Below are 23355 nucleotides of genomic sequence, written 5' to 3' on the forward strand. Positions count from 1 at the left end.
GCGGCGGAGGGGCTTTCTGCGGGGAGACGCGGCTGCCGCACGCCGCAGCCGATCCACCGCAGCCGCGCCGGTGTCGTGGCAGCGGTCAGTACGGTCGCATCGTCGGGTCGCCCGCCGGGGTGGACGCGGTGCGCGGGCGCCGCAGCAGCGCCGACACGATCGCGCCCAGGATCAGCAGACCGGCCGGCAACAGCATCGTCTGGCTGAGCGCGGTGCTGTATTTGTCGAGGAGCGAGGAAGATCCCGGGTGCATGCCGAACCCGAACCCGGTGGCGCGCAACCGGTTACCGAACAGCACACCGATCACGGGGCCGCCGACCGCCGAACCGATCAGCCAGGCGGCCGTGTAGCTCGCGGCGCCGGTGCCCGGGCGCTCGGACGGCAGGGTGCGCGCCGCGGCGGCGGCCAGGGATGCCCAGGTGCAGCCCAGGGCCAGGCCGCCCAGCGCGCCCAATATCGCCAAGGCCACCACCGGCAGGTGCATGGTCATCAGGGCCAGAGCACCGAATGCGGTCACGCACAGCAGGCCGAACCCGGCGGCGGGCAGTGCCGCCGGATGCACGCGGTCGCTGAACATTCCGAAGATCGGCGCCGACACCGCGGCGATGATCGCCGCCGGAACCAGCATCAGGGCGGCATGTTCGGCCGACAGGTCCTGCTCCATCTCCAGATAGACGAAGAACAGGAAGATCATCGCGGTGAGCGCCGTCGCCAGGATCGCGGTCGCCAGACTCGGTAGGGCGGCAATCCGACTCGGCCCCGGGGTTCCGGCGCCGGTGCGCCCGGCTTGGACCAAGGCGAACACGCCGAGTACGAGCAGTCCGGCAACGCCCAGCGCCCAGCCGGTGGTTCCCCACTCGTCGGCCCGCCCGAAGCCCGCGACGGTAGCGACGACACCCGCACCGAAGATCAGATGACCACCCGGGTCGGGTGGCGTCCGCAGCCGCGGGAGCCGCGGCACGGCAGCCGTCAGCGCGAGCGCCACCAGCCCGGCGGGCACCTCGGCCAGCGCGGTCCACCGCCAGCTTCCCGTGGAGGTCAGCACCGCACCGGCGAACGGTCCCGCGAGGCCGCCCAGCGCCCACGCGGCGGCCCAGATCCCGGCCGCCACGCCGCGCTGGCGTGGCGGGACGGTCCGGACCAGAACCGACAGCAGTTGCGGCAGAACCAGTCCGGCGCCCAAGCCTTGAATCGCGTGGGCCACCGACAACATTCCCATGCTCGCGGCCAGTCCCGCTCCGGCCGAGCCGAGGACGAAGACGGTCAGCCCGGCGAGCTGGATTCGCTTGGGTCCGAAGCGATCACCGAGCCGGGCGGCGAGCAGTAGCGGTGCAGTGTAGGCGAGCAGGTCGATCAGGTTCAGCCAGCCCACTTGTCCGATGCTCGCATGCATATCGTGCCGGAGCCTGGGCAGGCCGGTTCCCTGTGCCGCGCGACCGAGGCAGATGATCACGACGGCGAAAGCCATGGCGCACAGCGCACCCCAGGGAGCACGGGCCGCCGGCGCGTCGACCTGTGATTGTCCGGGAACATAGCCGAGCTGGACCGGGTAGGCGGACGGCGGCGTCGGTTGTGCCGCAGGCGGAAAGGGCACCGGCGTCGTGACGGGGGTACCGCCCCGCAGTGCCGCGGCCGCTGCTGCGGCGAATTCGCCTGTGCTACCGAATCGTTCGGCCGGGTTCTTGGCCATGGCCCGCGCGATCACGTGGTTCAGCTGTGGCGGGACGTCGGGGCGGGGGAGCGGCGGCACCGGCTTCACCAGGTGCGCGGCCACCACCTGGCCGGGGTCGGTCGCGGCGAACGGCGGGTGGCCGGCCAGCAGGGCGAACAGGGTGCAGCCCAGCGAGTACTGGTCCGAGCGCGGGTCCAGCGGATCGCCGGACAGCTGCTCGGGTGAGGCGTATGCGATTGTGGCCGTGAGGTTTCCGGTCGAGGTGTGCTGGGTGTTCGAGGTCAGCACGCGCGCGATGCCGAAGTCGGTGAGCACAGCCCGCTCCGGATGCCCGGCCTCGGGGGCGGCCAGCAGGATGTTGGCGGGTTTCACGTCCCGGTGCAGGATCCCGCGGCTGTGCGCGTGGTCGAGCGCGGTCGCGACCTCCGAGATGATCCGCACCGCCCGCTGGGGGTTCAGGGTGCGCGGATCCAGCCGGCTGGCGTCGGTACCCGGCACGTACTGCATGGCCAGCCACGGTTGTCCGTGCTCGACACCGCGGTCGAGCACGGACACGATGCCGGGGTGGTCGAGTTGCGCGACGACCGTGCCCTCGCGCTCGAAGCGGGCGCGCAGGTCGGGATCCACCGACACATCGGCGTTGAGCAGCTTCACCGCCACCTTGCGGGGCAGCCGGGGATGCCGGGCCAGAAAGACGGTCCCCATTCCGCCCTGGCCCAGCACACCTTCGATCGCATATCCGGCGAACGTCCCGCCGACTGCCGCATTCACCGCACTGCCCTCCCCGAGGCCCGCATCAGCCGGCCGGGCCCTCGCCACGCCGCACTCTACCGTTCGGGCAGTGGATTCGGTGGCGCGGCAACCGGATCTGACCGGTCTGTCAGGGCTGGCCCGGCTTGAGGAGGATGAACAGGCCGTGCGCTTCCGCGCACAGCCGCTCGCCGTCGTGCAGGGTGGCCCGCAGCCAGATCTTGCGGCCCTCCTGGCGTTCGGCCCGCGCGACCAGGGCGAGTTCCTTGTTCAGCGGGGTCACCGAGCGGTAGTCGACGGTCAGCGACGCGGTGCGGGTGATGCCCTTGCCGACCAGGGCCGCGGCCATGCCGAGGACGTCGTCGAAGGCGACCACGACCTGCCCGCCGTGTGCGGCGCTGTTGCCGCCGAGGTGGAAGGTCCGGAAGGTGACGGTGGCCTCGACACCTTCGGGGCCGGCGGCGGTGACCACGTAGGGCGGCAGGGTGATGTTGCCGCGCCCGGGCAGGTCGTGGCGGGTCCAGGTGGGTGAGGCCCATTCGTCGACCACGGCCTCGGCGAGGCGGGCGTTGAGGCCCTCGAGGGTGGCGATCGCCTCCTTGGCGAGCTCGTCGGAGGGGCTGATCAGCCGGACCCGGTCCATCAGGATGCGGGTCTGTTCGACCAGCTCACCGAAGTGCGGGCCGCCGGCGACCGCGCCTTCGCCGGACTTGCGCCGGGCCGCGATGAGGTCGGCGACCGGCCGGAATCCGCCTTCGTGGTGCTCTTCGTTCGGCAGGGAATCGCCGGGGTGTGCCGTGGTCATGTAGAACACGTTATCGTCCGGGGTTCGCTGGGTACTCCGAGAGGCCCCGATCGCCGGGTCGCGCGCGGGCGGTCGTTGCGCGCATTCGGCCGGGCGGCACCGGGCGGGCGGTCGGTTCCTGCGCGGAAATTCCGGCGGAAAGTCCGAATTACCACCGGTGCAATGGATTCGGATGCGATCGCGGCGAAATCCGTTCGGCGCGTTGCGAATTTATGACGAGGAAATTCCTCCGAAATCGGTTAGAATTTTACCCGCGCACCAATTCACCAGCCGCCGTTGCCGTTTCCGAGTGCCGGCAATCGGTCGGCTACGGCACGCCCATGGTGCCGTGCGCCGACGGCGGTGCGGCCGCCGAAGGGGGGTGGCCGCCCGGTGCGGTCGGAAGGCGGCGCCTCCGGCGCCGAGAGACCCGATCGATGGGGAAGACCGGGCCTTTCGGCGCCGAGCCGGATCAGCGGACCGGGGTGTGCGAGGCCACAGTGGTGGCCGCCGGAGTTGTCCGCCCCCGGCTCACCAGCAGTACCGGCAACATGCCGAACAGCGCGAACGCGATCGGCACCAGCATCGCCGACCGTGCCGCCTCCCGTGCCGTGTGCTGCAGCACGTCACCGGTCGGCGCGGTCGACGCGGCCAGCCGCGAGCTGAGCAGGGCGCCCGTCACCGAACGGCCCACCAAGATCCCCGTCTGGCCCGCGAGGATGAACAGTCCCGCCCCGGTGCCCACGTGCCCGCGTGGCACCCGGTGGGCGACGATGGTCGCGAGCGGAGTCCAGGACAAGACCGAGCCGAGCCCGGTCAGCGCTCCCGCCACCGTCAGCGTCGGAACCGCTGGCGCCGAGGTGATCGCCGCCAACTGTAGGACGGTCGCCACGAAGATCGAGCCGAAGCCGATGCCGGACATGGCCGCCGGATGCAGCCGGACCGCGAGGATCCCGCACCACGGAACGGCCACCACCGCCGCGGCCGTCGCCGGCAGCCACATCGCCGTCGACTCCCGCATCGACAGGTGCTGGGCCAGTTCGAGATACATGACCATGGTCGCGGCGGCCGAGGCCAGCGCGGCCCCCATGGCCGTCATGGCCAGCATGGACAACGCGACGTCACGGTCGCTCAGCAGTGCCCGCGTCGCCGCCTGGAGATCATCCGCGCCGGGGCGCGGCCGCCGCAGGATGAACACCGCGCCCAGCAGCAGGCTCGGCACCAGGAACAGCTCCCAGCTGATCGCACCCCAGTCGGAGACGCTCCACTGATCGATCCCGAGTGCGAACAGGGTCAAGCTCAGCCCCCCGAGCGCCAGGCCCGGCACGCCCGCGCGGCCGCCCTGCGCGGGCAGGCTGGGCACCAGCACCGCGGTCATCACCAGTGTGCCGAGACTGATGGGTGCCGCGATCAGGAAGATCCAGCGCCAGCTCAGATCGGTGATCAGCGAGGCGTCGATGAACTGTCCGCCCAGCATCGAGACCATCGCGACCCCGGTCCACACACTCATCGCCATGGTCCGGCGACCGGACGGGACGATCCGGATCGCGACCGCCATCGCCTGGGGCATCACGTGCGCCGAGGCGACACACAGCACCAGATAGGCCGCGGTCAGGCCCCAGAAGGTGCCCGACAAGCCGCATGTGATCGCGGCCAGGCAGAAGACGCCCAGGGCCGCCATCTGGATGTTCTTGGGGCCGAACCGATCTCCGAGCCAGCCGGCGGTGATCAGCGGTACCGCCCAGCCCAGGTCGTGGATCGTGGTCAGCCAGTGCACCGAGTTCGAATCGGCGTGCAGTTCCGACTGCAGGGCCCGCTCCGCCAGGGGTAGCGCCGATCCGGTGACGGTCACCAGGAACATACCCACGAGCAGTGAGAGGACCGCGGGCCACGGATTGTCGTCCGGCGCCGCGACCACGGTCCGCGGTACCGGCGTCGCGCGGCGGCCACGATCGGCCGGCGCGGCGGGCGGGCCCGGGTCGGGTTCCGATCCGGCGGCGGTGCCGTCCACGGTGCTCCCGCGTACCGCTGCCGTGGCGGCGGCGGCGAATTCGCCCGCACTGTCGTATCTTTCCGCCGGATCCTTGGCCATGCCCCGCGCCACCACCCGGCTCAGCTCGGCGGGCACGCCGGGACGGTCGATCGAGGGCACCGGCTTGATCAGGTGACCCGCGATGACCTGCGCCGAATCGGCCGCGGTGAACGGTGGTTCGCCGGTCAGCAGCGTAAACAGCGTGCACGCCAGCGAATACTGATCCGACCGGGCGTCCACGGCACCACCCGACAGCTGCTCGGGCGAGGCGTAATCCAGTGTGGCGGCGAAACTTCCGGTCACCGTGCTGGAAGCGTTCGCGCTCAGCTGCCGCGCGATCCCGAAATCGGTGAGCACAGCCCGTTCCGGGCTCGCGGCCTCCGGTGCGGTGAGCAGGATGTTGGCCGGCTTCACATCCCGGTGCAGCACGCCCCGGCTGTGCGCGTGGTCCAGTGCGGTGGCGACGTCGCCGATGATGCGCACCGAGCGTTCCACCGCCGGAATCCGCGGCGTCGGCCGGCTCGCGTCGGTGCCGTGCACGTATTGCATTGCCAGCCAAGGCTGCCCGTTCTCCACGCCCTGGTCCAGCACAGCCACGATTCCCGGATGATCCAGGCCCGCAACCACACTCGACTCGCGCAGGAACCGCGCCCGCATGTCGGCATCCTCGGATACATCGCGGTGCAACAGTTTCAGCGCCACCTTGCGTGGCAGGCGCGGATGCCGCGCCAGATAGACCGTGCCCATACCGCCCCGGCCGAGCACACCCTCGATCGCGTATCCGGCGAACGTCTCGCCGACTGCGGTACCCACTGCCGTCCTCCCGCCCGCGCGACCGGGCGCGGAATCCTCACTGCGACACCGTCGAGCGAACTGATCGGTTCGTTCGGGGTTCCGGCAGCATCATACCGAGAGGCCCGACCACTCGCGGGGAGTGATCGGGCCTCTCGCACTTGCCGTTTCGGGTGCTACAGCTCCATGGCCAGTGCCTCGGAGACGATTCCGGCCTGCTCCACCGCGTGCACCTTGCTCGACCCCGAGGACGGGGCCGACATGGGCCGGCGCGAGATACGGCGCAGCTTGCCCAACCGCTCCGGCAGCACCTCCGGCAGGTTCAGGCCGAAGAACGGCCACGCACCCTGGTTGGCCGGCTCCTCCTGCACCCACACCACCTCGGTGGCGTTCGGGTAGTGCTCCAGCTTCTCGTTCAGGCGGTAGGACGGGATCGGGTACAGCTGCTCGATCCGCACGATCGCGACATCGTCGCGGCCCTTCTTCGCCTTCTCGGCGGCCAGCTCGTAGTACAGCTTGCCGCTGGTCAGCAGGATCCGCTTCACCTTCGTCGGGTCACCGTCGCCGCTCTCGTACATCGGCTCCTCGAGCACCGACCGGAACTTGTTGTCGGTGAAGTCCTCGATGTTGGAGACCACGGCCTTGTTGCGCAGCATCGACTTCGGGGTGAAGACGATCAGCGGGCGGCGGATGCCGTCCAGCGCGTGCCGGCGCAGCAGGTGGAAGTAGTTCGACGGGGTCGACGGCACCGCCACCGTCATCGAACCCTCCGCGCACAGCTGCAGGAAGCGCTCGATGCGGCCCGAGGTGTGGTCCGGGCCCTGGCCCTCGTGACCGTGCGGCAGCAGCAGCACGACCTCCGAGAGCTGACCCCACTTCGCCTCACCGGAGGAGATGAACTCGTCGATGATCGACTGCGCGCCGTTGACGAAGTCACCGAACTGCGCCTCCCACAACACGAGTGCGTCCGGGTTACCTAGCGAATAGCCGTACTCGAACCCGACCGCCGCGTACTCCGACAGCGCGGAGTCGTGCACGGCGAACCAGCCCGGGTCCTTGCTGTGGATGTTGTGCAGCGGGGTGTACTCGGCACCGGTCTGCCGGTCGATGATCACGCAGTGGCGCTGCGAGAACGTGCCACGCCGGGAGTCCTGACCGGTGAGGCGCACCGCGCGGCCCTCGTCGATCAGCGAACCGAAGGCCAGCAGCTCGGCGAACGCCCAGTCCACCTTGCCCTCGTAGGCCATCTCGCGCCGCTTGTCCAGCACCGGCTGCACGCGCGGGTGCACGTGGAACTCGGCGGGCACGTCGACGAACGAGTCACCGATGCGCTGCAGCACGCTCTTGTCCACCGCGGTGACCACGGTCGGCGGCACCGGCTGGTCGCCCTCGACCGACGGGCTCGGGGTGGCCTGGTACTTCTCCAGCTCCCGGACCTCGTTGAACACGCGTTCCAGCTGACCCTGGTAGTCGCGGAGCGCGTCCTCGGCCTCCTTCATGGAGATGTCGCCACGGCCGATCAGCGATTCGGTGTAGGACTTGCGGACGCTGCGCTTGGTGTCGATGACGTCGTACATGTACGGCTGGGTCATCGACGGGTCGTCGCCCTCGTTGTGGCCGCGACGGCGGTAGCAGATCAGGTCGATGACCACGTCCTTGTGGAACTGCTGCCGGTAGTCGACCGCCAGGCGCGCCACCCAGGCACAGGCCTCCGGGTCGTCACCGTTGACGTGGAAGATCGGCGCGCCGATGAACTTCGCGATGTCGGTGCAGTATTCGGTGGACCGGCTGTATTCCGGCGCGGTGGTGAAACCGATCTGGTTGTTCACCACGATGTGGATCGTGCCACCCACCCGGTAGCCGCGCAGGCCCGACAGGTTCAGCGTCTCGGCGACCACACCCTGACCGGCGAACGCTGCGTCACCGTGCAGCATCATCGGCACGACCGAGAAGGTGCGCGCTTCCTCGCCGCGGGCGATCAGGTCTTCCTTGGTGAGCAGGTCCTGCTTGGCGCGGACCAGACCTTCCAGGACCGGGTCGACAGCCTCGAGGTGCGACGGGTTCGCGGTCAGCGACACGTCGATCTCGTTGTCGCCGAACATCTGGAAGTACTTGCCGTGCGCGCCCAGGTGGTACTTCACATCACCCGAGCCGTGCGTGCCGGCCGGGTTCATGTTGCCCTCGAACTCGGTGAAGATCTTCGAGTAGGGCTTGCCCACGATGTTGGCCAGCACGTTCAGCCGACCGCGGTGCGGCATACCGATCACGACCTCGTCGAGGGCGTACTCGGCGCACTGGTCGATGACGGCGTCCATCATCGGGATGACCGACTCGGCACCCTCGAGCGAGAAGCGCTTCTGGCCGACGTACTTGGTCTGCAGAAAGGTCTCGAAGGCCTCGGCCGCGTTCAGCCGCGACATCAGATACTTCTGCTGGGCGACGGTCGGCTTCTCGTGCTTCTGCTCGACCCGGTCCTGGATCCAGTGCAGCTGCTCCGGGTCCAGGATGTGGGTGTATTCGACGCCCACGTGCCGGCAGTACGCGTCGCGCAGGATCGACAGCACGTCGCGCAGCTTCATCCGGTCCTTGCCGTGGAAGCCGGCCACGTTGAATTCGCGGTCGAGGTCCCAGAGGGTGAGGCCGTGTGCGGAGATGTCCAGGTCGGGGTGGCTGTGGAACTTGTCCTTCACCAGGCGCAGCGGGTCGGTGTCGGCCATCAGGTGGCCGCGGCTGCGGAAGGCCGAGATGACCTCCTGCACGCGCACGCTCTTGTCGACACCGAATTCCTGGATGTCGGTGCGCCAGCGGACCGGCTCGTAGGGCACGCCCATGCCGTGGAAGATCTCGTCGTAGAACTCGTCGGAGATCAGCAGCTTGTGGACGGTCTTGAGGAAGTCGCCCGACTCCGCGCCCTGGATGATGCGGTGGTCGTAGGTGGAGGTCAGGGTCATCAGCTTGCCGATGCCGATCTCCGCGAGGCGGGCCTCGTTCATGCCCTGGTACTCGGCCGGGTACTCCATGGCACCGGCGCCGATGATCGCGCCCTGGCCCGGCATGAGGCGCGGCACCGAGTGGTTGGTGCCGATGGTGCCGGGGTTGGTGAGCGAGATGGTGACGCCGCTGAAGTCGTCGGCGCCGAGCTTGCCGTCGCGGGCACGGCGCACGATGTCCTCGTAGGCGCTGTGGAACTGGGCGAAACTCATCGTCTCGCAGTTCTTGATCGCGGCCACCACCAGCGTGCGGACGCCGCCCTTGCCCGGTAGGTCGATGGCCAGGCCGAGGTTGGTGTGCGCGGGGGTGATCGCGTTCGGCTTGCCGTCCACCTCGGCGAAGTGCCGGTTCATGTTCGGGAAGGACTTGATGCCCTGCACGATGGCGTAACCCAGCAGGTGGGTGAACGAGATCTTGCCACCGCGGGTGCGGGCCAGGTGGTTGTTGATGACCAGGCGGTTGTCGATCATCAGTTTCGCGGGGATGGCCCGCACGCTGGTGGCGGTGGGCAGCGTGAGCGACGCCGACATGTTCTTGACGATGGCGGCGGCCGGGCCGCGCAGGACCTGGGCCTGGTCCTCGGCCAGCACCGGGACCTGCGGCGCGACCGGGGCGTTGGAGGCGGGGGCGGGGGTGGTCTGCGGCTGCCCGGCGCGGGCGGCCGGCGGCGCGGCGGCCGCGGAGGCGGCCGGGACGACCTTCGGCGCGGGCGGCATCACCGGGGCGGGCGCGGGGGCTGCGGTAGCGGCTGAGGTCGGAGCATCGGCGGCAGGAGCACCCGTCGGATCACCGGGCTGCTCGGGCGTGTAGTCCGCGAGGAACTCGTGCCAGCTCTCATCGACCGACGAGGGGTCTTGCTTGTACTTCTGGTACATCTCGTCGACGAGCCACTGGTTCTGTCCGAACTGGGAAATTGAACTGCTCACAGCAGGTGTTCGCCTCATTTCGTTCTTCGCGCTGCGACGTTTGTGACGTGCCCGGCACGGGTACTCCGGCGGTTCCGCCGGTGCGCCCTCTGTTGAGGATAGGCCCAGCCGGAAGACGCGACGGTTATGGACCGCCGGTCGGTCCGACCCTCATAGATGTCGACTCGTCCTCCGACGACAATATTCCTACGGTGTTCTCGGCTGCTCGCCAGAGTCGGTAATACTGACCAGTAGCCGCGAGCAACTCCGGATGGGTGCCGATTTCGGTGATCCGGCCGTGTGCGACGACGGCGATCCGGTCGGCCCGCGCGGCGGTCGCCAGCCGGTGCGCGACGATCACCGCCGTCCGGCCGGCCATGAGAGATGCGCTGGCCGCCAAGACTTTCTCCTCGCTGTCGGGGTCCAGCACCGCCGTCGCTTCGTCGAGCAACAGCAGGTCCGGGTCGACCAGTTCTGCCCGGGCGAGCGCGACCAGCTGCCGCTGCCCGGCGGACAGTCCGCGGCCGCCCTCGCCGACCGGTTGCCGCATGCCGTGCGCCAATCCGGAGATCATCTCCAGCGCGCCGACCGCCGCGGCCGCGCGTTCGATTTCCGCCGGGCTCGCGAAAGTTTTCCCGAATGCAATATTGCTCGCAATGTCGCCACTGAACAAGTGAGCTTCCTGCGGTACGACGCCGAGCCGGGCGCGGTAGTCCGACAGCCGATAGTCGCGGATGTCGATTCCGTCCATTCGAATCGCGCCCGTTTCCGATTCGTCCGGTTCGGCGGCGGCGGGCGGCAAGTCGTAGAGCCGGGCGAGCAACTTCACGATCGTGGACTTGCCGGCGCCGGTCTCACCCACCAGGGCGAGGGTGGTCCCGGCCGGCACGTGCAACGAAACATCTTCTAGCGCAGGGTTTTTCGCTTCCGAATAGCGGAAATTCACTCCCTCCAGAGCTATTTCGCCGCGCAGGTGCCCGGTGATCGGGGCCGGCTCGGCCGGGTCCGGGGCGATCGAGGACGGCGTGCGCAGCAGGGCGCCGATCCGGGTCAGACCCACCCGGGCCTGCTGGTACCCGTCGAACACCTGCGAGAGCTGCAGGATCGGGTTGAACAGCAGCGTCAGGTACAGCACGAACGCCACCAGGGTCCCGGCGGTGTTGCTGCCGCGCGCCACCTGGTGGGCGCCGACGTAGACCACCGCCGCCTGCGCGACATCCGACCATGCGATGAAGAAGCCGAAATACAGCGCGATCGCCCGTTGCGCCCGGGTCCGGGCCACCCGGTACGCCTCGGAATAGCCGGAGAACCGTTGCGCGGCGGCCGATTCCGCGCGGTAGGCCTGCACCGCCCGCAATCCGGTGATGTTCTCGCTGAAATCGGCGTTCACCACCGAGACCCGCTCCCGGGCCGCGCTGTAGGCGGCCGAGGACACCCGCCGGAACTGCCACGTCGCCAGCACCAGCGGCGACAACATCGCGAAGACCAGCAGCGCCAGACCGGAATCGATGAACAGCAGCGCGACCGCGATGCCCGAACAGGTCAGCACGCTGACCAGCGCCGTTCCCAGCCCGGTCTGCAGGAAGGTCGACAGCGCGTCGATATCGGTGGTCATCCGGGTCATGATCCGGCCGGACAGTTCCCGCTCGTAGAAATCGAGCCCCAGCCGTTGCAGGTGCGCGAAACACCGGATCCGCAGGCCGTAGAGCAGCCGCTCACCCGCCCGCATGGCCGCCAGCGTGCCGGCGGAGTCGTTGCACCAGCTGAACGCCACGAGCACCGCTCCGATCACCGCCGCGGCGGCCAGCGCGCCCGGCCGGTGACCGGCGACGCCCGAGTCGAGCGCGAACCGGCTCAAGGCGGGGAAGGCCACGCCCGCAAGGGAATTCAGTGCCAGCGAGACCACAACCAAGGCCAACGTCCACCGCACCGGCCGCAACAGCCGCCACAGCGAGGTGTCGGTGGGCCCGGGTGTCTCGGTGGCCGGTTGCGGTGCGGTGCCGGACGTCTGTTGCCGCACGTAGGCGGCCAGATCGGCGTCCAGGACCTGGCCGGGGGTGTCGGTGGCGGGCGGCAGTCGGCGCAGCTGTGCGCGGACCTCTTCGGGCACCTCGGCGGATTCGGCGGGAACCGGCGGCGGCCACAGCGTGCCGGCCTGCTCGAACCGCTGTGGTTCCGGCAGCCGGACCACCCGGTCGGCGTGCGCGAGCGTGGACTCGCGGTGGGCCAGGATGATCGTGGTGCGGCCGCCGTTGGGCAGCGCCGCGAAGATGGCCGCCTCGGTGACGGCGTCGACCGCCGAGGTCGCGTCGTCCAGGACCAGGATGCGCGGGTCGGCGAGCAGGGCGCGGGCCAGGGCGAGTCGCTGTCGCTGGCCGCCGGACAGGGTGAGACCGCGTTCGCCGACCACCGTCCGGTATCCGTCGGGCAGGTCGTCGATGAAGGTGTCGGCCGCGGCCAGTTTCGCGGCCGCCTCGATTTCCTCCTGGCTCGCGTCCGGCCGGCCGAGCGCGATATTGGCGGCGATGGTGTCGGAGAACAGGAACGGCTCGTCGAACACCACCCCGACCGCCGCGCGCAGCTCCGCCGCGGGCACGTTCGCCACGTCGACCTCGGCGCCGGTGGTGTCGTGCAGCAGGACGCAACCGTGGTCCGGCGCGAAGATCCGCGGCAGCAGCAGGGCCAGCGTGGACTTCCCGGAGCCGGCCGGGCCGATCACCGCGACCGTCTCACCCGGCGCGACCCGCAGGTCCAGGTCGCGCAGCACCGGGCGGTCCGGGTCGTAACCGAAGGTGACGTCGCGGAACTCGACACCCAGCGGGCCGGCCGGAACCGGTTGCGGCCGTTCGGGATCGACCGCGGCGGGCGCGTCGTCGATCACCTGGAAGACGCGTTCGGCGGCGGCCCGGGTCAGCTGGGCCTGCACCACCATGCTGCCCACCACCCGCGACGCGCCCGCCAACAGCGTCACGTACCCGGCGAACGCGAGGAAGGTGCCGACACCGATCCCGCCGTGCAGGGCCAGCACACCACCGAGCCCGATCACGATCACCTGCCCGGCCTGCGGCACCGCGGCCAGCGTCGGCGCGAACCGGGCGTCGATGCGGGCGGCCCGCATCCGGTCGGAGTAGAGCGTGCGGGCGTGCTCCTCGAGCACGCCGACCATGCGGGCCTCCTGGCCGAAACCCTTCACCACCCGCACACCGGCGACCGATTCCTGCACGTGCTGGGCGACCTCGGCGGCCTGCTGCTGCGCGGCCCAGGTTGCCGCGTGCAGCCGCGGCCGGGTGCGGTAGACCACCGCGAGCATCACCGGCACCGTCAGCAGCGCGGCTGCCGCCAGCAGCGGCGACAGCACGAACATGATCACGGCCGCCAGCACCACGATCAGCAGCTGCGCGATCGACAGCGGTGCCATCGCCAACAGACCTTGGACCTGCTGCAGGTCGCTGATCGAACGGGAGATGACCTGCCCGGTCCGCAGCCGGTTCTGGGTCGGCCCGTCGTAGCGGTGGACGGCCCGCAGCACCGACACCCGAAGCCGGTGCTGCACGTCGAGCGCCAGCTGCCCGGCCAGCCAGCGCCGGCCGTACGAGGTCAGGAACCGGACCACGGCCAGCATCACGATCAGCCCCGACACCACGGTGATCGCACGGGTGTCGGCCCGCACGGCGCTGTCGAGCGCCGCCCGGGCCGCCAGCGGCATGACGACCTCCACCCCGGCACCGGCGAGGACGGCGGCGATCGTGCCGGTCAGCAGCCCCGGCCGCTGCCGGGTGATCGTCCACAGTCGCCGCAGCCAGCCGGGGTCGGATCGGTCGGTCCGCGCAGTCTCACTCATCGGAATCGACGGTACCCACCGGCCCTGACAAGCCGCCTCCGTGTTCGCAGCCGGCACATCCGCGCCCTGCCGGGACCCCGCCCGACCGGGCGCCGACGCCTCGCCGAACGCACGGCGGTCGACCCATTCCGGCCGGATCGCTACACCGCATCACGCCCGACGACCGGGCGTGATGCCTCGCACGGATGCGCGGCGGTCTACGCATTCTGCCGGGTACACCACAGCGCGCCCGGTGAACAGATCGCGGGCAAGCGTTACCGTCGCTCGGGTCGGAACTATCGACTCACCGGGGCCGGTGGCACGGTTGTCTCGCCGCCGACGCTCAGCCCGGGTGCCTGGCGCCCGCGTAGGTGCCGAAGCTCCAATGGACGCCCTCGGGGTCGCGGCAGGCGAAGCCGCGGGAACCGTAGTCCTCGTTCTGCAGTTCGTGGGTGACGACCGCGCCGGCGGCCTTGGCGCGTTCGTAGAGCGTGTCCGGGTCGCTCACCACCAGATAGGCGGCTCCGGTGCCCGGTGGGAGCGTGTGCAGCGAGCTCTCCGGCCGGACACTGCCGAGCATGATGCCGCCGCCCTCGGGCCCGGCCAGTTCGGCGTGATCGACCGTCGATCCCTCGCCGTAGCGGGCTACCTCGGTGAATCCGAAAGCGGTACAGAGGAATTCGATCGCGGCAGGTGCGTCGCGGTAGACGAAGTTCGGCCAGATCGCGGTGGAACCGGTCGGCGGTACGTGCGCGTCGGTCTCGGTCATCGTTCCAGCGTGACAGCTCGTCGGGGCGGGGGCCACCGTCACCCGGCATCGGACAATAGACTCGGCGGCAACGAGAGGGGTGATGGCGAATGTTCACCGACGCCGCGGAGAAGGCGATCGTGTCCCTGCTGGACAACGGCGCCGAACTGCAGGCACCCGCGGTGGCCCGGTACGTCGGCCGGTTGCATCGGATGTATCCGGAGGAGTCCCCGGCCGAACTGGTCCAGCGGATGGAACGGATGTATCTGACCGCGGTCACCAGCAGCGGGACCGCCGTCGGCGCGACCGCGGCCGTCCCCGGCGTCGGCACGATCACCTCGCTCGCCGCCATGGGCGCCGAGACCGCGTTCTTCCTGGAGGCCTCGGCCATCTTCACCCTCGCGGTCGCGGCGGTACACGGTGTCGCCCCCGAGGACGCCGCCCGCCGGCGTGCCCTGGTGCTGGCCGTGGTGCTCGGCGACTCCGGGATGGAGATCGTGGAGAAGAACGTCGGGCATTCGGCCAAGAACTGGGGAATGCTGCTGGCCGACCGCATTCCGGGGATCAGCGCCATGAACGACTCCCTGGTGAAGCGGTTCGTGCTGCAGTTCGTGGCCAAGCGCGGTGTGCTCATGCTGGGCAAGGTGATCCCGGCCGGAATCGGTGCGGCCATCGGCGGATTCGGCAATCGCGCGCTCGGCCGGATCGTGACGATGAACGCGCGCAAGGCATTCGGGCCCGCGCCGCGCACCTGGCCGCAGCCGCGGGTGATCGACGCCGACCCGCTGCCCGCCCTGGGTAGCGACACCGCGGCCGAGGGAGGCCACCGATGACCGGAGCCGCCTGCTCGGTCTCGGGCCTGCACCGCGCCTTCGGCGGCGTGACCGTGCTGCGGGACGTGTCGTTCCGGGTCCCGGTGGGCGGTATCGCGGCGGTGGTGGGACCGCCGGACTCCGGCAAGACCACGCTGGTCCGGATCCTGCTCGGCCTGCTGCCGCCCAGCTCGGGGACCGTCACGGTCGGCGGCCGGGCGCCGGGTGGGCGCGGTGCCACTCCGGTCGGTGCGATGCTGCAGTCGCGCGGTCTGCATCCGGCCCGCACCGCGCGCGGTGAGTTGCGCCGGTACGCGGCGGCGGCGGGCGCCGGCGACGAGCGGGTCGATCAGCTGCTGGCCCGGTTGGGCCTGGCCGAGGTGGCCGATATCCGCATCCGCGAACTGGCCGAATCCCAGCGCACCCGGCTGGCTCTCGCCGTCGCGGTGATCGGCGATCCGCCGCTGCTGGTCCTCGACGATCCGCTCGCGGGACTCGATCCCGCCGATCAGGTCGGGCTGCTGGATGTGGTGCGCGGGCACGCCCGGCGCGGCGGCACAGTCGTGCTGACCGCGCAGAGCCTGGCGCCGGTGGTGCCGGTGGCCGACGGCCTGATCGTGTTGTCCGGCGGTTCCGTGGTGTTCCAGGGCAGTCCGCGCCGGTTGCGTCGCGACCACCCGGACCGGCTGGTCGTCGCCTCCTCCAGCCCGATCGCGCTCGCCACCGCCTTGGCCGCCGAGGGTTTCACCGATACGGTCATGCGGCCCGACGGCCGGCTCGGCGTCGCCGAGGCCACGCCGGAGCAGGTCCAGGCCGCGGCCCGCGTGGCCCGCGTGCATGTGAGCCCGCCCGCGCTGGAGACGATCCACCCGGATCGCGTGCTGGCGGAACTGACCGCGCGTGGCCAGTCCGCTCCGGCGCAGCCCCCGGCCTATCCGGTTCCGGCCCGGCCGGTCGGCTATCCGCCGCCGCCCGGTCCGGTACCGCAACCTCCGACCTCGTACGGGATGCCGCGATGAACCCGATGAACCTGACCGTCCCGGCGGAGGTGACCCGCGCCGGTCTCGCCGAGTTCCGCGGCTACACCACGTTGCGGTCGACCTGGAACGTGCTCGCGGCCTGTGCCGTGTTCGCGCTGGTCACCGGGATCGCGGGCAGCACCTTCGGCAACAAGCCGCAGGAGCACGGCAAATGGGGACTCGGCACGTACGGGTTGGGGCTGTACGCCGCGTTCGTCGTGACGGCGGTGGTGGCGGCGGTCGCCGGGCTGCGGGCGACCAGCCGGTGGTACCGCGACGACAGCCTGGCGCTGGCCGTGCTGTTCACCCCCGACCGGGATCTGCTGGCCGGCGCGAAATTCGGTGCGGTGGCGGTCTTTTCGCTGCTGCTCGGGGTGGTGACCGCGGTCGGCGGGACGATCGGGCTGCTGGCGGGTGGCCGCTCCGGCCTGCCGGTCGGGGTGTTGGTGGAGAACCTGTGCAGCGGGGTCCTCGCGGCCGGCTGTTGGGGAGTGATCGGCGCGAGTCTGGGAATCATCCTGCGCGCCTTCGGTTCCGGTCTCGTGGCCCTGGTGGGCTGGCTGGTCGCCGAACCGGTGCTGTGGGCGGTGTTCGGCGGCGCGGGCATGCCCGGCACGGCGGTGCTGCTGCCGGGTTCGGCGAGCATCCGGCTGATCTCGGTGGACAGTTTCCCGAACGCGTCCGCGCTGGCCCCGACCCCGGCCGCCGCGATCGTGCTGCTGCTGTGGGCGGCCGGGCTGGGTGCGGGCGCGTGGTGGCTGCTGCGGACGCGGGACATCGATGCGTGACGCCGAGTACCGAGTGCGAGACGGGGTCGTGTTACGGACGCCGCCGCCACGCGGTCCGCTCGCCCCGGCCGTCGACGCGGGCCTGTTCGTCGCGACGGCGGTGCTGTTGAGTACGCGCGCCGGCGCGGTCGCCCTGCGGTATCTCGGCCGCGCCGGCCGTTGAGCGTTGCGCCGGGTCGGGCGGCCCCGGGCTGATCGCACCCGGGGCCGCCGAGTTCACTTCCGGCCGACGACCTCGGCGGGGACCGGCGGCGGTGGCGGGGTGCCGTCGCCGAACGGGCGACCGCCCAGCTTCTCCCGGCCGTGCGGGGTCAGCCAGCCGCTGAGATCCGGGCCCTTGGGCACGATCCGGGTGGGATTGATGTCGGTGTGCACGATGTAGTAGTGCGCCTTGATCTGGTCGAAGTCGACGGTGTCACCGAAACCCGGGGTCTGGAACAGGTCGCGGGCGTAACCCCACAGCGCCGGCATCTCGTCGAGTTTGTTGCGGTTGCACTTGAAGTGGCCGTGGTAGACCGGGTCGAACCGGACCAGGGTGGTGAACAGCCGGACATCGGCCTCGGTGATGGTGTCGCCGACCAGATAGCGCTGCCGGCTCAGCCGGTCCTCCAGCCAGTCCAGCGCGGTGAACAACCGGTCGTAGGCGGCGTCGTACGCCTGCTGGTCGCCGGCGAAGCCGCAGCGGTACACACCGTTGTTGACCTCGGTGTATATCCGCTTGGCGACGGTATCGATCTCCGATCGCAGCTCCGGCGGATACAGCTGCGGTGCGCCGGGGCGGTGGAATTCGGTCCACTCGGTGGAGAAGTCGAGGGTCATCTGGGCGAAGTCGTTGGTCGCCACGGCGCCGGTGTTCACGTCGACGATTGCCGGGACCGTGATGCCGCGCGGGTAGTCGGGGAACCGGCGCAGGTAGGCGTCGCGCAGGAAGTGGATGCCCAGCACCGGATCGACCTCGCCGGGGTCGAGGTCGAAGGTCCAGCTGCGCGCGTCGTGCGTCGGCCCGCACAGGCCCAGGGAGAGAACCGGTTCCAGGCCGAGCAGCCGGCGCACGATCAGCGTGCGGTTCGCCCACGGGCAGGCGCGGGCGGCGATCAGCCGGTAGCTGCCGCGCTCGACGGGGAAGCCGTCGCGACCGTCGGCGGTGATGCGGGTGGTGATGTAGTTGGTGTCGCGCTTGAATTCGCCGGGTTCGACGTAGCTCCCCGGTGTGGCGGGGCTGTTCGTGGTCACCCTGTCAGTTTCGCAGACTGTGGAATACATTCCTGTCATGACTGATTCGACACCCACCCGGCTCGAGTACAGCGTTACCCCCGCCGGTGCGGAACTGGCCGTGCTGACCTTCGACAGTCCGCCGCTCAACCTGTTCGACGCGGCGATGATGGAGTCGGTCGCCGGTCGGGTCGCGGAGCTGTCGGCTCGCACGCCGCGCGCGGTGCTGCTGCGTGCCGAGGGCAAGGTGGTCTCCGGCGGTGTCGACGTGCACGTCTTCGAGGGCTTGACGGTCGCGGAGGGTGCCGAGCTGTGGCAGGGGCTGTTCGACCGGATCATCACCCCGCTCGAGGCCCTGCCCTGTCCGGTGGTGTTCGCCGCCCACGGTCTGACGCTCACCGCCGCGTTCGAGATCGCGCTGGCGTGTGATCTGATCCTGGCCGCGCCGAAGGCGAAGTTCGGTCTGGTGGAGACGGTGGTCGGGCTGACGCCGTCGATGGGCGGTCCGCAGCGGCTGGCCGAGCGGGCCGGTTCGGGCCGGGCCCGGGAGCTGGTCATGACCGGTGACCTGTATCCCGCCGCGACCCTCGCCGACTGGGGTGTGGTGAACGGCGTGCACGAGGACGTCGACGCCGTGGCGCGGGCGCTGACCGTGCGGCTGGCCGACGGGCCGACCCGGGCGCACGCTGCCACCAAGCAGATCGTGGCGGCCTGGCGGTCCGGGGGAATCGCGCATGCCGACTCGGTCACCCCGCGGGTCTCCGGCGAGCTTTTCGGCACCGACGATCTGAAGGGCGCGGTCCGCAGCTTCCTGACCGACGGTCCGGGCAAGGCGACCTATACCGGGAAGTAGCGACCCGCGGACCAGGGCGGTGGCACGCGCCGACGGTGTCGTGGCACAAAACAGCAGCGTGACGTGGGTGGTCGGCACATCGCGGATGGGCACCGATTGTCGACTATCCGCCCATTGTTGTGACTTACCTCATATCATGGGCCGTGGCGACTCGAGGCATCGGAGGACGTATGCCGCCTGTTCTGGTCGAATACCCGCAGTGCTCGCGGGGTCCGTGGATCAGTAACCCGCTGGCCCGCGGTGCCGACGGTGTGCTGCGGTACGGCAATCTCAATCCGGCGCTCACGGAGTTGCTGGATGTGCAGGTGCATGCCTTCTCCGCGCGGGAGGCGGTGGTCGAGGTGGGCGGTCCGCGGCTCACCTACCGGCAGTTGTGGCATGCCGCCGCGCGCATCGCCGGCGGTCTGCAGGAGCACGGCATCGGCTACGGCGACCGGGTGGCGGTCAAGATGCCGGTCGGCGCGTCCTGGGTGCAGGCCTTCCTGGGCGCGTTGCTGTCGGGTGCGGTCCCGGTGCTGGTCGCCGACGGCCTGTCCGACGCGGCGGCGAGCCGGGTGCTCGCCGACAGCAGCGCCGACTTCGTGCTCGACGGCGGTGGCCCGGAGTACGGCTACAGCCGGTTCCCCGACGGTGCCGCGTTCATCGACGACGGTGCCTCGCTGACCGAGCTGGCCCTGCTCTGCTACACCAGCGCCGAGACGCCCGCCGGCGCGCCGCGCGGGGTGGAGCTGACCAACGAGAATCTGCTGTCCGCGGTCCGGTCGATGGTCGGTGCGCTCAATCTGCCCACCGACGGCCTGCGCAATCTGGTGTTGGCGCCGCTCGCGCACGCCAGCGGTTGCGTCGACCAGGTGTTGCCCACGTTCGCGGTGGGCGGCACGGTGGTGTTGGTGCCGGATTCGGCCCGGATCGCCGAGACGTTGACCGGGGGACAGATCGACATGGTGTCCACGACGCCGCGCACGGTCGCCGGGCTGCTGCCGCAGCTGAGCGAGGTGCGGGCCGAGGGCGTGAAGCAGGTGTGCCTGGCCAGTCACCGGTCCGAGGTCGGGCCGTCGGAGGCGGCGCGGTCCGAGCGCGGCCCGGCGCCGACGGTGGGCGCGGTGCTGCGGCGGATGTTCCCGCGCGCGCAGCAGTGGTCGGTGTGGGGCGCCACCGAGACCAGCGGGATCGGCCTGGCCTGCGCCGGCGATCTGCCCGACGGCGCGGTGCACGGCCGTGATGTGCTCGGGCTCCCGTTCGGTGGCACCGAGTTGGCGCTGTGGGGTCCGGCGGCCGACAGCGGGCACGGGGAGCTGCTGTGCCGCGGCCCGAACGTGAGCCGCCGCTACTGGAACGATCCGCAGACCACTAGCTCCCGGTTCACCGGCACGTGGTTCCACACCGGCAACGAGGTCCGGATCGACGCCGACGGTCTGGTGCACCGGGTCGCGTAGGTCGACAGCGGTCCCGGAGGGTTCAGCTCAGCAGGCGTTCGCCCAGCCGGTCGCGGGTGGTGGTGTCGATGCCGATGGTGGTGAGATAGCCGTCGAGGCTGCCGTAGTGCGTGTGCATCGATTCGGTGGCGGCGGCCAGATATTCCTGTCGCACTTCGAGATACGGCTGCGGCAGCCGGTAGCCGCCGGATTTGCGGGCCACGTCGGCGGCGAGGGCGTCGATGGCGCCGATGCTGGCCAGGTAGTCGGTGAGGATGTCGTCCTCGGTGACGCCGACGGCGCGCAGCAGGGTGGCGATCGTCCAGCCGGTGCGGTCCTTGCCGGCCGCGCAGTGCACGAGGGCGACGCCGTCGGGCCGGGACAGTTCGCGGGCGACGGCTGTGATGGCGGTCGCAGTGCCGGGCAGGGTCGGGTATCCGCGGTAGGAGCGCAGCATGTCGCCGGCGGCGTCGGGGCGGTCCGGCGGGCTGCCCAGGTTCCGGCCGCTGTCGGGGTCGAAGGGGACGGCGGCCAGCCGGACGCCGGGCGGGAGCGCGTCGGCGCCCATGTGCGCGATCTCGTGGGTGCTGCGCAGGTCGAAGACCGCGGTCACCCTGAGCGTCCGCAGGGTCCGCCGGCCGTCTTCGTCCAGGTCGGGAAGGTGCGCGGAGCGCAGCAGGACGCCGGCGCGTACGGTGGCGCCGGAGGCGGTGCGTAGGCCGCCCAGATCGCGGACATTGAATGTGCCCGACAGGGTGGGATGGTCGGGGTGGTCGGAATTCACCGGTCAAGGCTATCTTTTACAATTAATACGTCCGGTCGGTTTGTATGTGTATTCATAGTTTCGGCCAGAAACAATCCTTCGGTATGGAAATTCTCCCGAACCTGGTCGCGCTCCCTGTAATAGGGCTATGATGTGAAAGCACTGAACGGGTGAGCCCGCCCAGGGGTCCGCAGGTCAACGGCGACCGAAGGTCCTGCTCCGCCGCGCAAGAGGGGTGTGCGCGCGATTCGTGTCGCCGAGAGGTTGTCGTAAGTGATGGCAAGTGGACAGACAGTCGCGGTGAGAACACTTCCGCTACTGGAGAATGCAGTCGAACAGGCCGCGTCCTCGTTGAACTGCACCGGTACCCGCGCCCTGCGGGTGCTGCTGCACGCCGGGATCAGCTCGTTGTTCCCGGCGATCAAAGCGAAGCCGGACAAGCATATTCGTGGCTTCGAGACCTGTATCGCGGCGTTGCAGCGACGCTGGGAGGCGCCGGCCGCGGGTTGTTCGGCCGACCCCGACGTGGTCGCGCTCTTCCGCGCGCTGGACGGTCAGGTCGCCTCCTTCCTGCAGTTGTGTGCCGACCGGTCCGGGACCATGTGGATCGAGCCGCTGGACTCCATCGCCGCCTACGCGCTGGCCGTGGTGCACGGTTCGGTACTGCGCTGGCTGGCCGACTGCAACGACGAGACCACCCTGGTCGTGCTCGACGATCTCGTGTCCTGCCTGGCGGCGAAGGCCGTCGACCGCTGATCCCGGTTCCCGCCGGGAGTGGTCCTGGACGGGTGACCAGATTCGTGGTTCAGTAAACAGGTGATCGATTCCACCGCGCTCGAGCGGCTCCAGACCGCCACCGCCGACCTGGACGGCCCCTTCGCTGTCATCGATCTCCCCGCCCTACGGGCCAACGCCGCCGACCTGGTCCGGCGCGCGCGCGGCGTGCCGATCCGGGTCGCCAGCAAATCCGTCCGCGTCCGTGCCGTCCTGGAAGAGGTCCTCGGCTCCGAGCTGACCGCCGCCGGCGGCTACCGCGGGATCATGGCCTACTCGCCGGCCGAAGCGCTCTGGCTGCACCAGCACGGCGCGCGGGACATCCTGCTCGGCTACCCGACCGTGCACCGGTCCGCGATCGCGAAAATCGGCGCCGACGAATCCGTCCGCGCCGCAGTCACTTTCATGGTCGACGACATCACGCAGCTCGATCTGCTGCGCACCGTGGCCGGGCCGGGCCCGCTGCGGGTCTGCCTCGACGTCGACGCCTCGCTGCGGCTCGGCCCGCTGCACCTCGGCGTCCGCCGCTCGCCGCTGCGCACCCCCGAACAGGCCGCCGAACTGGCCGGAGTCGCCGCCGGCCGGGGCTTCACGGTCGCCGGCGTCATGACCTACGAGGCCCAGATCGCGGGCCTGCCCGACACCAATCCCGCTGTGCGCCTGGTGAAGTCGATCTCCGGGGCGGAGATCGGCCGCCGGCGCGGCAAGGTGCTCGACGCGGTGCGCGAAGTGGTCGGCGACCTGGAACTGGTCAACAGCGGCGGCAGCGGATCGATCGAACTGAGCGTGTCCGACCCCGGCGTCACCGAGGTCACCGCCGGATCCGGACTGTACGTGCCGACCCTGTTCGACGGCTACCGGGGCTTCACGCCCCGGCCGGCCATGTTCTACGCGCTACCCGTGGTCCGCAAGCCCGCGCCCGGGATCGTCACCGCGTTCGCGGGCGGCTATCAGGCCTCGGGCCCGGCCGCCGCCAGCCGCTCACCGCTGCCGGTCTGGCCGGCCGGCCTGCGCCTGATCGGCACCGAGGGCGCCGGCGAGGTACAGACCCCACTGTCGGGTGCCGGCGGCCTGAAGATCGGCGACCGGGTGTGGATGCGGTACGCCAAGGCCGGTGAACTGTGCGAACGGTTCGACACCGTGCACCTGATCGACGCCGACGGCTCCCGGATCAGCGTCCCCACCTACCGCGGCGAAGGACAGTCCTTCGGCTGAGCCCGGCGGC

At 70.4% G+C, this 23355-nt stretch carries 16 protein-coding genes; 8 read left to right on the top strand and 8 right to left on the bottom strand.

Translation table 11 applies throughout. The features are described from left to right. Positions 1 to 85 precede the first annotated feature (85 nt). From EBN03_RS01650 to EBN03_RS01675, 6 genes are all read right to left on the bottom strand, one after another. Positions 86 to 2443 (bottom strand): MDR family MFS transporter, encoded by a 2358-nt coding sequence (locus EBN03_RS01650; protein WP_147471430.1) that lies wholly within the window; start codon positions 2441 to 2443, stop codon positions 86 to 88. A gap of 109 nt (positions 2444 to 2552) precedes the next feature. Then, complete coding sequence (locus tag EBN03_RS01655) at positions 2553 to 3227, bottom strand: PaaI family thioesterase (protein WP_122186722.1); 675 nt, start codon at positions 3225 to 3227, stop codon at positions 2553 to 2555. 451 nt (positions 3228 to 3678) lie between these two features. Next, a complete protein-coding gene (locus EBN03_RS01660) occupies positions 3679 to 6051 on the bottom strand; it encodes an MDR family MFS transporter (RefSeq protein WP_122186032.1) in 2373 nt (790 codons plus the stop codon). A 155-nt stretch (positions 6052 to 6206) separates the two neighbouring features. Then, positions 6207 to 9965, bottom strand: coding sequence for a multifunctional oxoglutarate decarboxylase/oxoglutarate dehydrogenase thiamine pyrophosphate-binding subunit/dihydrolipoyllysine-residue succinyltransferase subunit (locus EBN03_RS01665; protein WP_122186033.1), 3759 nt, complete (start codon positions 9963 to 9965; stop codon positions 6207 to 6209). Positions 9966 to 10071: 106 nt separating this feature from the next. After that, complete coding sequence (locus EBN03_RS01670; protein WP_122186034.1) at positions 10072 to 13767, bottom strand: ABC transporter ATP-binding protein; 3696 nt, start codon at positions 13765 to 13767, stop codon at positions 10072 to 10074. A gap of 322 nt (positions 13768 to 14089) precedes the next feature. Then, a complete protein-coding gene (locus EBN03_RS01675) occupies positions 14090 to 14515 on the bottom strand; it encodes a VOC family protein (RefSeq protein ID WP_122186035.1) in 426 nt (141 codons plus the stop codon). 89 nt (positions 14516 to 14604) lie between these two features. On the opposite strand from EBN03_RS01675, the gene EBN03_RS01680 reads away from it, so the two are divergent. The 4 genes from EBN03_RS01680 to EBN03_RS33955 are packed head-to-tail and all read left to right on the top strand — an operon-like array spanning position 14605 to position 17276. After that, complete coding sequence (locus EBN03_RS01680) at positions 14605 to 15327, top strand: hypothetical protein (RefSeq protein WP_122186036.1); 723 nt, start codon at positions 14605 to 14607, stop codon at positions 15325 to 15327. Then, complete coding sequence (locus tag EBN03_RS01685; RefSeq protein WP_122186037.1) at positions 15324 to 16325, top strand: ATP-binding cassette domain-containing protein; 1002 nt, start codon at positions 15324 to 15326, stop codon at positions 16323 to 16325. Before EBN03_RS01680 ends, EBN03_RS01685 begins: the two co-directional genes overlap by 4 nt. Further along, complete coding sequence (locus EBN03_RS01690) at positions 16322 to 17113, top strand: hypothetical protein (protein WP_122186038.1); 792 nt, start codon at positions 16322 to 16324, stop codon at positions 17111 to 17113. The genes EBN03_RS01685 and EBN03_RS01690 overlap by 4 nt, the downstream gene beginning before the upstream one ends. Further along, complete coding sequence (locus EBN03_RS33955; RefSeq protein ID WP_158675504.1) at positions 17106 to 17276, top strand: hypothetical protein; 171 nt, start codon at positions 17106 to 17108, stop codon at positions 17274 to 17276. The genes EBN03_RS01690 and EBN03_RS33955 overlap by 8 nt, the downstream gene beginning before the upstream one ends. Before the next feature lie 53 nt (positions 17277 to 17329). Here the strand turns inward: EBN03_RS33955 and EBN03_RS01695 are convergent, their stop codons facing one another. Then, a complete protein-coding gene (locus EBN03_RS01695; protein WP_233608042.1) occupies positions 17330 to 18346 on the bottom strand; it encodes a glutathione S-transferase family protein in 1017 nt (338 codons plus the stop codon). A gap of 37 nt (positions 18347 to 18383) precedes the next feature. On the opposite strand from EBN03_RS01695, the gene EBN03_RS01700 reads away from it, so the two are divergent. Both EBN03_RS01700 and EBN03_RS01705 read left to right on the top strand, forming a co-directional pair. Further along, on the top strand, positions 18384 to 19178 hold the full coding sequence (locus tag EBN03_RS01700; RefSeq protein WP_122186040.1) for an enoyl-CoA hydratase/isomerase family protein: 795 nt from the start codon (positions 18384 to 18386) through the stop codon (positions 19176 to 19178). A 170-nt stretch (positions 19179 to 19348) separates the two neighbouring features. Then, the gene (locus EBN03_RS01705; RefSeq protein ID WP_122186041.1) at positions 19349 to 20614 is read left to right on the top strand and encodes a class I adenylate-forming enzyme family protein; all 1266 of its coding nucleotides are present in this window, start codon (positions 19349 to 19351) and stop codon (positions 20612 to 20614) included. A 22-nt stretch (positions 20615 to 20636) separates the two neighbouring features. Here the strand turns inward: EBN03_RS01705 and EBN03_RS01710 are convergent, their stop codons facing one another. Further along, entirely contained in the window at positions 20637 to 21377 is a 741-nt protein-coding gene (locus tag EBN03_RS01710) for a tyrosine-protein phosphatase (RefSeq protein ID WP_122186042.1), read from the bottom strand. Between the two features lie 279 nt (positions 21378 to 21656). Between EBN03_RS01710 and EBN03_RS01715 the strand changes: the two genes are divergently transcribed. Together EBN03_RS01715 and EBN03_RS01720 are read left to right on the top strand one after the other, a co-directional pair. After that, complete coding sequence (locus EBN03_RS01715; protein ID WP_233608043.1) at positions 21657 to 22112, top strand: TetR family transcriptional regulator; 456 nt, start codon at positions 21657 to 21659, stop codon at positions 22110 to 22112. A gap of 60 nt (positions 22113 to 22172) precedes the next feature. Then, a complete protein-coding gene (locus EBN03_RS01720; RefSeq protein ID WP_122186044.1) occupies positions 22173 to 23345 on the top strand; it encodes an amino acid deaminase/aldolase in 1173 nt (390 codons plus the stop codon). Positions 23346 to 23355: the final 10 nt, after the last annotated feature.

It is taken from the genome of Nocardia stercoris (assembly GCF_003696265.1).
GTDB classification, from domain to species: domain Bacteria; phylum Actinomycetota; class Actinomycetes; order Mycobacteriales; family Mycobacteriaceae; genus Nocardia; species Nocardia stercoris.